We start from the raw sequence: 14847 nt of genomic DNA on the forward strand, positions 1-14847 counted from the left end.
TTGTATTTTAAGGATTATACGCATCCTTGTTATAGAAGTTGAGAATATTCTCCACCATCTCTTTTGCGATTACTGCTGGAGAATTAGGGTCCAACTCGATAGCCTCCATATAATTGGCTAAGGCTTCTTGCCAGTCACCTCTCTGTCGGCATTCATTACCTCGTTGGAAATATTCTTCTGCTGTCATCTACTTATAGTATTCTTTCTTGCCTGCAGCAAGTGTATTTTTCATTAGTGAACAGATAGTCATAGGACCAACACCACCCGGAACAGGCGTAATGAAAGAGCAGAGAGGAGCAACCTCATCAAATTTCACGTCACCACATAGTCTGAAGCCACTCTTACGTGCCTTGTCTTCAACACGTGTCGTACCGACGTCAATAACTACTGCACCTGGCTTCACCATATCAGCTGTTACAAATTCAGGTCTGCCAATAGCTGCGATAATGATATCTGCCTCCTGACACTCTTTCTTCAAATCCTTTGAACGAGAGTGGCACACGGTTACAGTTGAATCACCATACTGTTTTTGCATCATCAACTGTGCCATAGGCTTACCAACAATATTGCTACGGCCTAAGATAACACACTTCTTACCAGAAGTCTCAATATGATAATGCTGCAACAAGGTGAGGATACCCAATGGTGTAGCAGAGATAAAGCAAGGAAGACCGATAGCCATACGCCCCACATTGATAGGATGGAAACCATCCACGTCCTTGCGATAGTCAACAGCCATAATAATCTTCTGCTCATCGATATGCTTTGGCAAAGGAAGCTGAACGATGAAGCCATCAACGTCCTCATCCTTATTCAGCTTATCCACACAAGCCAAAAGCTCTTCTTCTGTCACATCAGCCTCAAAACGAATGAGCGTAGACTTGAATCCACATTGCTCACAAGCAATTACCTTATTCTTAACATAGGTTTCACTTCCGCCATCATGTCCCACCAAAACGGCAGCCAGATGAGGTTGTTTACCACCTGCGGCAACAATCGCCTTCACTTCTTCGGCAATCTCCTGCTTTATCGCAGTTGCTGTTGCCTTTCCGTCTATTAACTGATATTCCATAGTAATGATATTATTTGATGAATATGTGTCTTTTACATCTTCGGCATATTTGGCATTCCCGGCATGCCCTTCATCTTGCTCATCATACCAGCCATCTTCGAGCCAGTAACCATCTTCATCATCTTACGAGTCTGGTCGAACTGCTTAATGAGTCGGTTCACCTCTTGTATATTGGTACCAGAGCCCTTAGCAATACGCTGACGACGAGAGTTATTGAGCAGTTCTGGATTCGTGCGTTCCTTCGGTGTCATACTCTGGATAATTGCCTCAATACCCTTGAAAGCATTATCGTCAATATCGACATCACGGATAGCCTTGCCTACTCCAGGAATCATAGAAGCGAGGTCCTTTAAGTTACCCATCTTCTTGATTTGCTGTATCTGATTATAAAAATCGTTGAAATCAAACTGGTTCTTCTGAATCTTCTTCTGCAGACGCTTTGCTTCTTCCTCGTCGAACTGCTCCTGTGCACGCTCTACAAGCGAAACAACGTCACCCATACCCAAGATACGGTCTGCCATACGACCCGGATGGAACACATCAATAGCCTCCATCTTCTCGCCCGTACCAATGAACTTAATAGGCTTTGTAACGACTGTACGGATTGACAATGCCGCACCACCACGTGTATCACCATCAAGCTTTGTGAGAACAACACCATTGAAATCCAAACGATCATTGAACTCTTTGGCTGTATTCACTGCGTCCTGACCTGTCATTGAGTCAACAACAAACAGTGTCTCATCAGGATGAACATGATTCTTGAGACTCTCAATCTCGTTCATCATCTCTTCATCAACCGCCAGACGTCCAGCTGTATCGATGATGACAACATCGTGACCCTTTGCCTTTGCCTCAGCAAGTGCGTGATCAGCAATCTCATTCACATTCTTGTTCTCAGGCTCGCTATAGACAGCTACACCTACCTGTTCACCAACAACCTTCAACTGGTCGATAGCTGCAGGACGATAGACGTCACAAGCAACCAACAAAGGATTCTTATGCTCCTTTGTCTTGAGCATGTTTGCCAGTTTACCAGAGAATGTTGTCTTACCAGAACCTTGTAAACCACTCATAAGAATGATAGAAGGACGACCTGATAAATTCAGACCGACAGCTTCACCACCCATCAACTCAGCCAACTCATCATGTACAATCTTAACCATGAGTTGTCCAGGCTTAACGGCTGTGAGAACGTTCATACCTAACGCCTTCTGCTTTACGGTATCAGTAAAGGTTTTTGCAACTTTATAGTTAACATCGGCATCAAGAAGCGCTCTGCGCACGTCCTTCAGGGTTTCTGCTACATTTATCTCTGTTATCTTTCCCTCTCCCTTGAGAATCTTAAAGGAGCGTTCAAGACGATCACTTAAATTTTCAAACATTGCTTTTAAAAGTAAACTTACTATTTTCTTATTCTATCTTACAAAGATAATAAAAAGGAAAATAATACCGCAAGCGAACGACCCCTATTTTAATGTATTTTAAAACACAAACCTTATAATAATGCGCATATAAATAGACTTTGTGCAAAAAAATGTAAAACAAATCATGCTTAACACCTACTTTTGCACTTAGAGTGAGAAGAGAACGTAAGACATAACAAAAAAGAGGTTCTTCCGAAATATGGAGTGATAAACAAAAAGGTCTTATATAATAGGCACACGGAGTCACGGAGGGGACGGAGGTTATGCAATGTTACGGAGGTGCCGACGGCACAAAGAGCGACGGAGGCGTAGCGTACAGATTCTTGAGAAGTCTTTCGGGATAAACTCTTTGTATATAAATTACTAATAGAAATGGCAAACAAGCTCCGTCGCTCTATGCACCGACGGTGCCTCCGTTACTTCTATTGCTTTGTTTTAATAATCCTCCGTCCTCTCCTTTTCTCCGTGTGACATTTTGTTAAAAACCTAACCTTAAGTGAAAAACCTTATCACTTCAAAATCCTGAAGATCCATTCAAAAGACTTAATAAATAAGGTAGAACTATTCACTCCTCGTGCAAGGAGAGATTAAGCCTCACCCCATTTTGTCCTAATTTTTCACAAACTCATTTTGAATTGATGCTCAATTCGCTTCTAAAAGACGCCCAATAAGCTTGCAAAAGGTGCCCTTTTGGAAGGTTACTAACGCCCTTTTGAATCCTTATTAAGCACCTTTTCGCACAGTACATTATAACTAACTGATAATGGGATAGTTACAATTACTTTAAAATTAACCATTTCTTGCTTTTTTGAAGCATAAGAAAAAGAATAGATGTAAATATTTTTCAACCGCAAACAACATAATAAGGTTCTTTTAAAATAAACGCGATTGAGTTTATCACATTACTATAATTTATTCGTCTACCACTTACGAAAATATAGAAATAACCAAGAAATGATTGCTGCCCACAAAGAAAACTATGCAGAAGAACACAAAACGAAGTACCGACAACGCTCTACCATAAAAGTAAAACGATGTCGGTACTTAGTTTATTAGGAGTAATCTTCCAAGTAAAGGGTAGCTCCTACTTATTTACGTCCTATAAAGCTATGCAAGACAATTGATGATTTCCGTAACCGACTTACAGCCGTGACGGTCGAGCCAGTCATTAATGCCATCACGCACCTTTATCGTAACCTGTGGATCAAGGAAATTCGCAGTTCCTATCTGGATTGCTGTAGCGCCTGCCATAAGGAACTCAATAGCATCCTCAGCAGTAGAAATACCACCTAAACCGATGACTGGTATCTTCACAGCCTTTGCCACATCATTGACCATTCTGACCGCTACAGGTTTTACAGCTGGACCACTCAAGCCACCCGTACGGATGCTCAACTTTGGACGACGACGCTCTATATCAATCGCCATTCCCATCAATGTGTTAATCAATGATACTGAATCAGCACCCTCATCTTCGCAAGCACGTGCTATACTGGCTATATCGGTGACATTAGGTGAGAGCTTCACAATCATGGTCTTGTGGTAATGCTGGCGAACAGCCTTCACTATGGAAGCTGCTCCAGAGCAAGTGACACCGAACAACATACCGCCTTCTTTCACGTTAGGACAAGAGATATTCACCTCGATAGCTGGAATACCTTCCAATGCGTCAAGTTTCTCTGCAGTTTCTGCATACGTCTCGGGCGAATTACCACTGACATTGACAATCATATTCGTGTCGATATCTTTTATCTGAGGATAGATATGCTTGATGAAGTAATCTACTCCCTTATTTTGCAAGCCTACGCAGTTAAGCATTCCCTGAGGTGTCTCTACCATACGTGGATAGTCATTTCCCTCACGTGGTTCCAGTGTCGTACCCTTGACGATAATACCTCCAATTTCCTCCAATGGTACGAAATCAGCAAACTCCAAACCATAGCCAAAGGTGCCACTGGCTGTCATTACTGGATTCTTGAGCTGTAAGTCACTTATCTTTACACTTAAATCAGCCATATTATAATCATCTATTTTTACAAAACTATGTGATTGTATGCTTCCTTTTCCTATTTAGTACTATTAATATAAATAGGTGTAATAAAAGGAAACTAAGCTTCAACCACTCTTTTCTGATTTATTCTCCCCACATCAATCTACGTGTATCGAAGACTGGACCCTCTGTACAAACGCAGAGATTCCCTCCTGTCGTTTTCTCTACACAGCACAGACAAGCACCAACACCGCACGCCATCATATTCTCTAACGAAGCTTCGCAAGGAATTGATGCCTTATGAGCATAACGTGCCACTGCCATCATCATGGGCTTAGGACCACATGTAGAAATACGGTCAAAACGCTCTGTGGACAGAATAGAGTGATTTGTGACAAAACCTTTCTCACCTGCAGAACCATCCTCTGTTGTAATACATACCTTTCCATACTTCTCGAAAAGCGATACCTCTGCTAAGTCGGCTGCTGTACGAGCTCCCAACAAAAAGACAGGTGTACCACCAGCCTCCTTTATCTGCTTACCGAAATAAAGCAACGGAGCAACGCCTACACCACCGCCTACAAGCAACACGCGTTCTGACGAACTTACCAAAGGTGCAAACGTATTGCCCAGAGGAAGCACGCAGTTTAACATATCGCCTTCACGTAGACGTGCAAGCGTACGCGTACCTTCCCCTACAGTTGCAACAAGCAGCCACAACTCATTACGCTCTTTATCAACAAAATTAATAGAAATAGGACGGCGAAGAAAGGTAGAAGGCGAGCCGTCCACTCTCACCTCTACAAACTGACCAGGCAGCATCTCTGGAAGCGGTTTCTCATCTGTCAGCTTAATAAGGACATTCCTTGCATTGACACGCTCCACAGAAGATACCTTCAAGTCGAGGACATACTTCTTCATCTTGCTTTGCTTTTTAAAACTATGCAAAGATAGGTAAAATATCCCGATTATAGACTGATTGAAGAAAAAAAACAGAAAGAAATCCTTTCAAAACGAGTAATGCCCATAAACATCTATCGCATTAATAATACAATTAACACCTTTATATATAATCAGAAAGAAACAATCTTATGCTTTTTCTGTCTCCGTGCTATAATTCAGCACATAATGTGTTAGTTCCTAACACACGTGGTGTGGATGATTAGCACGATACGTGCTAAGGGAGTAAACATCTCGAAAATAACACAAAAAAACGCGCAACCCTTCTTCGTCTTCTTGATTTTATATAGCACTACGAAATGGTTCTGATTCCAATGAAGAATACAGGGTAACGGCATCTCATCAATCAATTGAATAAGACTCAATTGAGTGCCAACTGTATGGAATCCAATCTTCTCGGCAGCTATACTAATACCATATAAAGATACACCTTCATTAGATATATTGCATAAATCATGAAGGTGTTCTATATTATAGTTTTTGCCATAAGACTTACTAATCATAGCTAAACACGTCGGACCGCAGTCCATTGCGTCATATTGTTGCAAAACTGGGAATCTCTTCATTATTTTATCATTGGTTGGCTATTATGATTCTCCTGGTTATATCTGTAAAGCCTTCAAGAGTTTTCCCTATGCGAGGAAGCATCTCTGGTTGCGTTACATCCCAATGATATAGAGCAGGGAAAGGGTAGTTTTTTTTATCTGCTTGTATGATATAAACAATAGCGTAGAAATTGCCTTTAAGCATTAGACGATCAACACACAACACTCGTTTCTTCGATGGCGAGATAATGAGGTTTCGCCAAAAGTCTCCAATCTGTAGTTTACGTTTACTATTCCATTCATCAGCTAATTCTCCTACACAATCACCATTGATATTCAGAGAGTAGTTAGGCGCCCACTCTTGATTTTCGTTGTTAAGTCTTAAGATAATAAATTTATCAGCAGACACGAATTCTACCCTCTTGTCCTTAAATGGTAATTGGTTGATGCTTGCTTTAATCAAATCATAAGCTGCATATCGATTATTAAAATTCGACTGGTTTATGAAATTTAACGTATAACCACCAGTATAATTAGGAGACAGTAAATCTTTTCTCAACGGATATTTAACATTCGTCTTAAAATTGATGACCTCAAATGTATTTTCGTTCATGCTTAGCTCTGATGAATCTATAAATTCGAAATTAGAGCTACTGCATCCTGTAAATAGGGAAGCGGCTAACATTATAACTATTACATATTTCATTGTATATTTATTAGAATCGATGTACTTCATTTGTCTTGGTATTTGAAAGATGTTTTTTTGTTTATAGTTAAAAGTATATCTAAAGTTTCATACCCAAATAAATAGATGGAAAAATAACAGTTTGTCGAATTTTCTTTGTAAATCCTTAATTCACTTTCTTTGTCCAAAGCCTACCATTGCTCATATCTGCTTTAGGAGTGTCTCACCCTTATGAGAAGCATCGATAAAATGAATATAATATTCCTCATAACGCTTTATATTTGATGACCAATACGAATTCATTTTAATTTCTTCAACCAAAACAATGTATCATCCCGTTTTAGATTTTTTCTCCAATCTCTTATATTGTTGCCTAATCCAAAGAGTAGAATAGCATCTTTATCATAAATATCATAGAGGATCAGATTTGCTGCAAAATCGGTCTTCTTATCAGATAATAAGTGCCTCCACATTTCCTTTTCTATTTTCTTAACGATACTTTTCTGTTTATCTGTCAACTTAACACGCACTCTATAGCCCTTATTTATAATAGGAACACAGGTGTCACATGCGACTAAGAGGATATTATAATGAAGTTTATCATTCTTTATAAATGATAAGTTATTCGATGAATATGTGTTATTTAACTGCTGATTATTACAGTTAGTTGTAATAACAAGCATTACGCCAATCAATAGTAAGCCAAATCTTTTCATATCTATTTTTTATTGTTTTCGTAGTGCTTTACCTTGTTTGATATCATCTTTTCTGAGTGAGGTATTGGGAGATAATATCTTCCGTAAGTTTATATTTTTATTTTTAGCCTTAATTCCGCAGCATAAATTCTTGTGAGAACTCCAAGTGCCTGAGAAACAAAGTTCTCAAAACACTTGGATATGTCAGAATTTTCACCTATCTTGGTGCTGCAAACATAACAAGTAAGCAAAAATCTGACATGACAAAGGTAGCAATTAAAAACGAGAGTATCACTTCTTTCGGAAGAATTAATCACATCATGGACGTTTTTTCAAAATTGGGCTTTGAAAAACTTACCGAATCCGTGTTGGGCAGACGCGGATGCAGCGGCAAGGCATTCAGCCATGGAAGCATCCTGAGCTCTCTCTTCTTCAGTTATCTTTGTGTGAAGATTGTCCAGAATATATCAATGCGCTTACAAGACAGTTCAACCAGGGCCTGGCACACAGCTACCTTGTGCTGACCTTACCAACACTGAACATCTACCGAGATTTACAATGAACATAAAACAAGCGAGAAGAACATCGACATACAAAATATTGACCTCGTAAACTCACATCTGCCCCTTTTCTTTTATGATTGAAAATATAGTTTTTATGATGAATACTTCTGAATACAAACAAAATAGAGCAAAATTTTCTATACATAACTCGAAGAGTAAGAAAAGAGACGATAAGATACTATGTAATTGCTTTATCAAGTTTAAATAAATAGTCCGCTTCCTACATACGATTCCTTAGATTTACACTTTCCTGTCACTACTGTCATCCAAAGAGAGTTTATAACTAATTAGTTTATAAGGAGTTTGTGCTAAATGTTAAAATGACAGCAAACTAAATCGAAAATAGTTTTGTAAGTAAACGCTTAAATTTAAGTCTATCGTAACACTTCAAAACTCTGGATAGACACGATAAAAACGTAAGAATCCAATAGTATTAATAAGAGAAAAGACCTTTGTGGGCTTAAAGTTCGTTTGCATACTATAACACCTATTTCTTTATAGTAAGAGCAAATACATCAAAATAGAAACAAAGGCTTGTAAGAAAGACTACATAGATTCTTATAAAATAATGTACGCTACTTAGAAATTGTTTTAAGAGATATCCAATGTAACTTTGCACTCGGAAGTTAACGAATACGTTTACAAACTCCGAGTGCTATTCTTTGAATATCTTTTTCACATTCCGAAGACTTACTTTTTTGGAACAAAAGTCTCCCATGTTTGGTCATCAAAGAAGATACGAATCTCCGTGATACGACGTTGCGGTTTGTCAATATATTTTACCTCTGTACGAGATGGATTTTTATACATATTATCACTATATGGAGAGCTTATCTGTTCTGTCTCTGGCTGTGAGGATGGAGTAGGATAAGGAAAGTCAAGCATACCCTCAGAGGCTCCAGGAGATACCATCTCAGCTTCTCCAGCTGAAGAATTAGGTTCAGTAACCTGATCCTTAAACATAGGTCCTTGTCCGTACAGAAGCCAATCAAGATTAATCTTTGTGAACTTACTCTTGATAGCTTCAACTGTATTTAGAGTCGGTTTTGTTCTTCCAGTAAAAATACTACTGAGAGATGCTGATGAGATTCCTATGAAATCTGAGAAAGTTTGTTGAGTCATATGCTGACTCTCCATAAGCTGTCTAATTCGATCTTTCATATCCAAATTCTATCGTTCGTTAGCAAATAGAGGAGTTTTTAAGCTGATTAGGCACCTCTTTAATAGCTTTACAAAGGTAAACATAATATTTTAAATCTCAAAATAATGAACTAAGGATATTTTATTTGTATATCTTACTTTTGATATTTACATTTCACAAATATAAATAGCTAAACATGTGCAATTCTAATATACATTTACAAAATGATATATACAAACCTATATGATATCAAAGGGATAAATAAGCAGAAAACTCTAAATTACTGGCTATAAACAACCTTTATTGACGTATACAAACCTAAAATGGCAGAATATGCAATAAAAAGGGAGATAACAAGAGTTTAAGCTTATAAAAGTATCAATAAATTATAATAAATGACTGATTAACAACGCATTATCTATTAGAACTACTAAATGCATGAAAATACATATTGATTTGTAAATACAAATATTCTAATTTTAATTTGCAAATACATTTTTGTATGTGCAGTTTTTAATGCAAAAATTATTTCTACTCCTCAACATATACAAATATAAAGTATAAAAATATCTGCTTTCTATTTTACAAAGCCAAAACTAAAAGAATGTGAAACATAAATCAGCTATTACGAAAAAATGCCATTTTTTACGTGCTTAAAGTATTTACGAACAAGGATAAAGAAGACGAAAAATACGCGAAAAATGAATAGGGTAAAATGAGCTAACTATCCTATTACTCAATAGAAAACATAAAAAAAGCACCCTTTTCAGAGTGCTCTTTTTAGCTTAAAAAAATATGATTTTTGGTAAAAACAGGAGATTTTTATGCTTCAAAAGCATCAAAATTCCTTCTATTTTTTAGTGAAGTATGAAGAAAATTAGCTCTTTCATCAAATCTCCTGCACCAGTATTAGGATTATCTAATCCTTTACTCTTCCCATCGATGTCTCGAATCTTAGAAATTATCTCCATCGTTTTGCGAGCAGAATAATTCTTTTGCCCTATTACAAAATCTTTAGCTCCCCATGTATTACGCAAATCTAAAGCAGCAGCAATATCTTGTTCCGTATTTTTTCGAGGAGAATAATGAACTATCATCAAACTTTGGAAATAAGAAAAGAGTAATGGAAGGAAAGAATAAAGAGAACCAGCTTTTGGATTATTGTCAAAATATTTCACAATCTGATTTGCTTTAAAACAATCCTTCTGTACAATCGCATTTCTAAGTTCAAAAGCATTGAAGTCTTTACTGACACCTATCTCCTTCTCCACTACTTCTGGGGTGACACGAAGATTATCTGCAGGAAGAGAGATAAGCACCTTATCCAACTCAGAAGTGAGGCGACTTAAATCCGCACCAATATGATCAGCTATTATCTGACACGTCTTTGGGTCGATACTAACTTTTCTCTCCTTCAAATAACTTTGGATAAAATCTGGTAGCTGATAGTCACGCAACTTCTTACTTTCAAAAACGACACCGACAGCCTGTGCCAATCCTACAGCTTTTTTACGTGCGTCAATTTTCCCGTTTTTATGGCACCATACAAGGATGGTTGATTTTACGGGATTTTTGAGGTACTTCTCCAATGCTTCCAAAGAACGAATATTCTGCGCCTCTTTGACGATTATCACCTGATACTCCGCCATCATAGGATAACGTCGTGCCATATCAGCTACCTGTACAGCTGTAACATCTGATCCAAAACAGATAGTCTGATTAAAATCTCGTTCTTCTGGAGAAAGAACATGCTCTGCTATATAGCCAGAAATCTGATCGATATAATAAGACTCTTCCCCCATCAGCATATAGATGGGAGCAAACTTCTTATTCTTCAGATCCTGCATAATACTCTGAAATGTTGGTCCTTGCTTTGCTGGCATTTACTTTTTTATTAACTTTGCATAAAAGATAAACCATATATAGAGGCAAGAAGACTGAGATTATAAGTCCTATATTGATAGAAAACTATCTTAGGAAACATATCTCCCTATATCTTGCAGTATGGTCTTTTATGCAAAGTTAATAGAAAAGAGATAGAAAACAAAATTTTCATTTGACTTTCACTATACACCTTACACCTTATTATATATAAGATATTTAGATATGATGCAGCTTAACCTCCCTCCTTATCAGATTAGAGTAAGAGAGGTAAACGGACGAAAGCAGATTTTTGATGTACTCCGCAGGAAGTATATAGCACTCACGCCAGAGGAATGGGTGCGCCAACACTTTATTCATTACCTCATTGAACACAAGAGCTACCCTGCTACTCTACTTGCTAACGAGGTTCCACTACAAGTTGGCGAGAAGAAAGTCCGTGCTGATAGTGTGCTTTACGATAATCAGCTTCGTCCGAGGATGATTATTGAATACAAAGCACCTACCATACCATTAACACAGAAAGTATTTGAACAGATTTCTGTTTACAACCTCCTACTCCATGTTGATTATCTGATTGTATCAAATGGCTTAGATACTTATATCTGTAAAATGGATTATGAGAATCAAACATACGCTTTCCTTGAGACAATTCCAGACTATCAAAACATTTAACAATGCAATTGTATAATCCTCATATAGTCTTCTTATTAATCTTTACAATCAATAAGCCAACATATTTTGGCACTATCTTTGTTTATAGGTCAGTATGAAACTATAAACAGGTGTTATTTCATATAAATAGAAGATGATATGGCAATAGGCAAATGGATTGGTGGCGCATTAGGCTGGATACTTAGCGGAAGTATGCTGGGTGGTTTAGTTGGCTATTGTATAGGAACAATGCTTGACGAAGCATTTGCAGGCGATAATAGAGGTGATGATAGGCAGAACGGATATGGCGAGCAGAGTCATTTTGGAGGCACGCGTCCGTTTGAAGAAGACCGCAACTCCTTTTTGTTCTCTATGCTTGTCCTTTCCTCTTACATTATAAAAGCCGATGGAAAGATAATGCACTCTGAGATGGAATATGTACGCCAATTCCTTCGTCATAACTTCGGTGAGCAGGCTGTAAGCCAAGGAGAATCAATTCTGCTAAAGTTATTTGATTTACAGAAGCAACAAGGCCCTTACCAATTTAAAGAAACAATCCGTAAGAGCTGTGTTGAAATACGTTTTCATACAAGTGTCAGCCAACGCCTACAACTACTAAACTATCTTGTCATCATAGCAAAAGCTGATGGTATTGTAAGCCCAGAAGAAGTTGTTGCACTAAAAGAGATTGCCTTATATCTTGGACTTTCTACACAAGACGTTGAGTCCATGCTCAACTTAGAAAGTGGAGCAAAAGCAAGTAGCAACATCGAAGATGCTTATAAGGTGTTAGGCATATCTCCATCAGCAACTGATGATGAAGTCAAGGCTGCTTACCGAAAGATGGCTTTAAAACATCATCCTGACCGTGTTTCTACACTTGGAGACGATATCCGAAAGGCTGCTGAAAAGAAGTTTCAGGAGATTAACGACGCCAAAGAAAGAATCTATAAGGCAAGAGGACTGTGAGGAAAGTGGACAGGTTTATAATTGACAAGTAATTGCTAATCAATTCACAACAAACATTTTCATTAAGAAACAATCATAAATTGCACTATGGCAACAAGACTTAAAATAAAAACAACAGAAGGTGATATCATTATTCGCCTTTATGATGAGACTCCAAAACATCGTGATAACTTTTTAAAGCTTGCAAAGGAAGGGTATTTCAATGGTACGCTCTTCCACCGAGTAATAAAGGACTTTATGATACAAGGTGGTGATCCAGATAGTAAGAATGCTCCAAAGGGTAAGATGTTAGGCACAGGTGGACCTGATTATACCATTCCTGCTGAGTTTGTTTATCCACAATACTTCCACAAACGTGGTGCCTTGAGTGCAGCCCGCACAGGTGATGAAGTTAACCCTGAAAAAGAAAGCAGTGGTAGTCAGTTTTACATTGTATGGGGAAAGACCTTTAAACCTGCAGAACTGAAGCAAATGGAGCATCAGATGGCAATGCAACAAGAGCAACAAGTATTTAATCAGCTTACGAAAGAGCATCACGAGGAGATAATGAATTTAAGACGTAATCGTGATCGTGTAGGACTGCAAGAGCTACAAGACAAACTGATAGAACAAACAAAAATAACTTATAAGCAACAAGGTAAGCCTTCCTTTACAGAAGAACAAATAGAGGTTTATACTAATGTTGGTGGTACTCCTTTCCTCGATAATCAGTACACCGTCTTCGGTGAGGTGGAGGAAGGTCTTGATATCGTTGAACGTATACAAAACTGCGATACAGACCGCAACGACCGTCCAACAGAAGATGTTAAGATAGAAACTGTAGCCTTATTGTAAGCCTACATAATGAAACATAAAATGACATAATATCCTTGTATAGTTATTCCAGCAAGAAATAACTATACAAGGATATCTTATTTAACCCAGCAGGTTTAATCTTTCTTAGCGAAGATAGTATGACAACTGCTCTAAATTCTTCTGCTTAGTTGCGTCCGTTATCAAAAAGATATCTATAAGCCACCAGATACCACAACCACCAGCTGTCAGCAACTTACCAATACCTAAACCAACATCTCCAATATAGAAGCGATCAATACCAAGTGATCCTATAAATATTGACAAAAGAATTGATAGCAAAGGATCTTTCATCTGAGAGTGGAGAGCTAATATCTCTGACTCACTAATATCAGTGTTCTCTAATCTGGTACGAACACTCGGAATACTTCCTGCAGGGATTTTTGATGAAAGCATCATCAATATATGATTCACCTTATCTGATTCCATAATGATTACCTTAGGTTTAATAATTTATATAACTTTACATGTTCCCCAAACCCATATCCACTATATCTTAAGGATATTTCTCACAATAAACCAAATGAAAAAGAGGATTATATACAACCATATAAGCCGCTTATCTTCTATTACCTTTGTGAGCCTATCCTTAGCCTTCCCTTTAGGAAGTAAGGCACGTACTCCAAACGATAATATGTATGGTCCAGAAAATAGAAGAAAATAATTATAGTGAATTGCTTCTAAAAACCGCCCTTGCAATAAAGCATGCAACGCACGTTGAATGCCACAACCAGGACATTGTAACCCTGTTGCGACCTTAAGGAGACATTTAGGTGCCCATAAAGTCGTAACAGGGTTATAGAAATAATACAGAATTAATAGGGAGGCTCCCAAACAGAGCCAACCTATACACTTTATAGTACGTTTCAAGGATTTAGTGAGATCCAGCCATTGTGCTCAATGCAGCCAAACCACCGAAGCAAACAAAATAAAGGATAGAACCAATTAGACCCACAACAATACCAATAATACTCCACTTTTTAGCGTCATTAGCAGCTAAAACAGCTTCATCGTATTGCTTCATCATATAAAGCTCATTCACCTTCATAGCGCGAATGATTGCATAAATACCTGCTGGCAAGCAGCAACATACAGTTGTGAAAATCGCAAGAGCCAAATTGTTATTTGGCTTAGGAGTATTCATTTCTTCCATAACTTTTTTTGAGCCGACTCCCCATGGCATTCTTTTTTTTTGTTTTATTATTTGAACCACGTTGCTACTATGGTGGGGAAGTCTTAAGTGACACCTCTTCACAAACAGGTTATTGTTTTCAGCTATTACTTAACCGAGGACAAATTTAAGTAATTTAGATTAAATATACAAGCTAAAGAAAAACTTTTCTTTCTATCATAAACAAAAAAATTACATTTTAAACAAATATAACATTTACAAATAAACCAAGAAAAGCGAGT

Annotated in this window: 16 protein-coding genes and 1 pseudogene; 4 read left to right on the top strand and 13 right to left on the bottom strand. The window is 37.8% G+C overall.

The genetic code is table 11. The features are described from left to right. Positions 1-7 precede the first annotated feature (7 nt). The 8 genes from HMPREF1505_RS07990 to HMPREF1505_RS08025 form a co-directional block, all read right to left on the bottom strand. Positions 8-187, bottom strand: coding sequence for a tetratricopeptide repeat protein (locus HMPREF1505_RS07990; protein ID WP_004360124.1), 180 nt, complete (start codon positions 185-187; stop codon positions 8-10). Then, positions 188-1072, bottom strand: coding sequence for a bifunctional methylenetetrahydrofolate dehydrogenase/methenyltetrahydrofolate cyclohydrolase FolD (folD, locus tag HMPREF1505_RS07995; RefSeq protein WP_009012058.1), 885 nt, complete (start codon positions 1070-1072; stop codon positions 188-190). Between the two features lie 32 nt (positions 1073-1104). Continuing rightward, complete coding sequence (ffh, locus tag HMPREF1505_RS08000) at positions 1105-2457, bottom strand: signal recognition particle protein (protein WP_013264982.1); 1353 nt, start codon at positions 2455-2457, stop codon at positions 1105-1107. A 1149-nt stretch (positions 2458-3606) separates the two neighbouring features. After that, a complete protein-coding gene (locus HMPREF1505_RS08005; RefSeq protein WP_036924421.1) occupies positions 3607-4515 on the bottom strand; it encodes a dihydroorotate dehydrogenase in 909 nt (302 codons plus the stop codon). A 118-nt stretch (positions 4516-4633) separates the two neighbouring features. Then, the gene (locus HMPREF1505_RS08010; RefSeq protein ID WP_036924424.1) at positions 4634-5410 is read right to left on the bottom strand and encodes a dihydroorotate dehydrogenase electron transfer subunit; all 777 of its coding nucleotides are present in this window, start codon (positions 5408-5410) and stop codon (positions 4634-4636) included. A 212-nt stretch (positions 5411-5622) separates the two neighbouring features. Then, a complete protein-coding gene (locus HMPREF1505_RS08015; RefSeq protein WP_036924427.1) occupies positions 5623-6015 on the bottom strand; it encodes a cysteine peptidase family C39 domain-containing protein in 393 nt (130 codons plus the stop codon). A gap of 7 nt (positions 6016-6022) precedes the next feature. Further along, complete coding sequence (locus tag HMPREF1505_RS08020) at positions 6023-6730, bottom strand: hypothetical protein (protein WP_036924429.1); 708 nt, start codon at positions 6728-6730, stop codon at positions 6023-6025. 248 nt (positions 6731-6978) lie between these two features. After that, on the bottom strand, positions 6979-7395 hold the full coding sequence (locus HMPREF1505_RS08025) for a hypothetical protein (RefSeq protein ID WP_036924431.1): 417 nt from the start codon (positions 7393-7395) through the stop codon (positions 6979-6981). 239 nt (positions 7396-7634) lie between these two features. Here HMPREF1505_RS08025 and HMPREF1505_RS13740 point away from each other — a divergent pair. Beyond that, positions 7635-7899 (top strand): annotated as a pseudogene (locus tag HMPREF1505_RS13740) (IS1380 family transposase); the annotation flags it as partial. Positions 7900-8627: 728 nt separating this feature from the next. On the opposite strand, the gene HMPREF1505_RS08035 reads toward HMPREF1505_RS13740, so the two are convergent. Next, on the bottom strand, positions 8628-9098 hold the full coding sequence (locus tag HMPREF1505_RS08035) for a helix-turn-helix domain-containing protein (protein ID WP_197017513.1): 471 nt from the start codon (positions 9096-9098) through the stop codon (positions 8628-8630). Positions 9099-9935: 837 nt separating this feature from the next. Then, complete coding sequence (holA, locus tag HMPREF1505_RS08040) at positions 9936-10961, bottom strand: DNA polymerase III subunit delta (protein ID WP_036924441.1); 1026 nt, start codon at positions 10959-10961, stop codon at positions 9936-9938. A 223-nt stretch (positions 10962-11184) separates the two neighbouring features. Between holA and HMPREF1505_RS08045 the strand changes: the two genes are divergently transcribed. From HMPREF1505_RS08045 to HMPREF1505_RS08055, 3 genes are all read left to right on the top strand, one after another. Then, on the top strand, positions 11185-11634 hold the full coding sequence (locus HMPREF1505_RS08045) for a type I restriction enzyme HsdR N-terminal domain-containing protein (RefSeq protein ID WP_036924444.1): 450 nt from the start codon (positions 11185-11187) through the stop codon (positions 11632-11634). 138 nt (positions 11635-11772) lie between these two features. Beyond that, positions 11773-12582 carry a DnaJ domain-containing protein gene (locus HMPREF1505_RS08050; RefSeq protein WP_036924447.1) on the top strand — a complete coding sequence of 270 codons (810 nt, stop codon included), beginning with the start codon at positions 11773-11775 and terminating at the stop codon, positions 12580-12582. An 87-nt stretch (positions 12583-12669) separates the two neighbouring features. Further along, positions 12670-13416 (top strand): peptidylprolyl isomerase, encoded by a 747-nt coding sequence (locus tag HMPREF1505_RS08055; protein ID WP_036924449.1) that lies wholly within the window; start codon positions 12670-12672, stop codon positions 13414-13416. Between the two features lie 105 nt (positions 13417-13521). Here HMPREF1505_RS08055 and HMPREF1505_RS08060 read toward each other — a convergent pair whose 3' ends face one another. From HMPREF1505_RS08060 to HMPREF1505_RS08070, 3 genes are read right to left on the bottom strand one after another with little or no spacing between them, the layout of a single operon-like run. Beyond that, positions 13522-13863: a TM2 domain-containing protein gene (locus HMPREF1505_RS08060; RefSeq protein WP_036924453.1), complete on the bottom strand. Its 342-nt coding sequence runs from the start codon at positions 13861-13863 to the stop codon at positions 13522-13524. Between the two features lie 60 nt (positions 13864-13923). Continuing rightward, positions 13924-14304, bottom strand: coding sequence for a DUF2752 domain-containing protein (locus HMPREF1505_RS13635; protein WP_308340932.1), 381 nt, complete (start codon positions 14302-14304; stop codon positions 13924-13926). A gap of 4 nt (positions 14305-14308) precedes the next feature. Continuing rightward, a complete protein-coding gene (locus HMPREF1505_RS08070) occupies positions 14309-14587 on the bottom strand; it encodes a CD225/dispanin family protein (protein WP_036924459.1) in 279 nt (92 codons plus the stop codon). Positions 14588-14847: the final 260 nt, after the last annotated feature.

The sequence above is a fragment of the Prevotella sp. ICM33 genome, assembly GCF_000517825.1.
Lineage (GTDB): Bacteria > Bacteroidota > Bacteroidia > Bacteroidales > Bacteroidaceae > Prevotella > Prevotella melaninogenica.

What these genes read in the sequence shown, in the direction of transcription:
- HMPREF1505_RS07990 (WP_004360124.1), bottom strand. Translation starts at nt 187, where the DNA reads ATGACAGCAGAAGAATATTTCCAACGAGGTAATGAATGCCGACAGAGA.
- folD (WP_009012058.1), bottom strand. Translation starts at nt 1,072, where the DNA reads ATGGAATATCAGTTAATAGACGGAAAGGCAACAGCAACTGCGATAAAG.
- ffh (WP_013264982.1), bottom strand. Translation starts at nt 2,457, where the DNA reads ATGTTTGAAAATTTAAGTGATCGTCTTGAACGCTCCTTTAAGATTCTC.
- HMPREF1505_RS08005 (WP_036924421.1), bottom strand. Translation starts at nt 4,515, where the DNA reads ATGGCTGATTTAAGTGTAAAGATAAGTGACTTACAGCTCAAGAATCCA.
- HMPREF1505_RS08010 (WP_036924424.1), bottom strand. Translation starts at nt 5,410, where the DNA reads ATGAAGAAGTATGTCCTCGACTTGAAGGTATCTTCTGTGGAGCGTGTC.
- HMPREF1505_RS08015 (WP_036924427.1), bottom strand. Translation starts at nt 6,015, where the DNA reads ATGAAGAGATTCCCAGTTTTGCAACAATATGACGCAATGGACTGCGGT.
- HMPREF1505_RS08020 (WP_036924429.1), bottom strand. Translation starts at nt 6,730, where the DNA reads ATGAAGTACATCGATTCTAATAAATATACAATGAAATATGTAATAGTT.
- HMPREF1505_RS08025 (WP_036924431.1), bottom strand. Translation starts at nt 7,395, where the DNA reads ATGAAAAGATTTGGCTTACTATTGATTGGCGTAATGCTTGTTATTACA.
- HMPREF1505_RS08035 (WP_197017513.1), bottom strand. Translation starts at nt 9,098, where the DNA reads ATGAAAGATCGAATTAGACAGCTTATGGAGAGTCAGCATATGACTCAA.
- holA (WP_036924441.1), bottom strand. Translation starts at nt 10,961, where the DNA reads ATGCCAGCAAAGCAAGGACCAACATTTCAGAGTATTATGCAGGATCTG.
- HMPREF1505_RS08045 (WP_036924444.1), top strand. Translation starts at nt 11,185, where the DNA reads ATGATGCAGCTTAACCTCCCTCCTTATCAGATTAGAGTAAGAGAGGTA.
- HMPREF1505_RS08050 (WP_036924447.1), top strand. Translation starts at nt 11,773, where the DNA reads ATGGCAATAGGCAAATGGATTGGTGGCGCATTAGGCTGGATACTTAGC.
- HMPREF1505_RS08055 (WP_036924449.1), top strand. Translation starts at nt 12,670, where the DNA reads ATGGCAACAAGACTTAAAATAAAAACAACAGAAGGTGATATCATTATT.
- HMPREF1505_RS08060 (WP_036924453.1), bottom strand. Translation starts at nt 13,863, where the DNA reads ATGGAATCAGATAAGGTGAATCATATATTGATGATGCTTTCATCAAAA.
- HMPREF1505_RS08070 (WP_036924459.1), bottom strand. Translation starts at nt 14,587, where the DNA reads ATGGAAGAAATGAATACTCCTAAGCCAAATAACAATTTGGCTCTTGCG.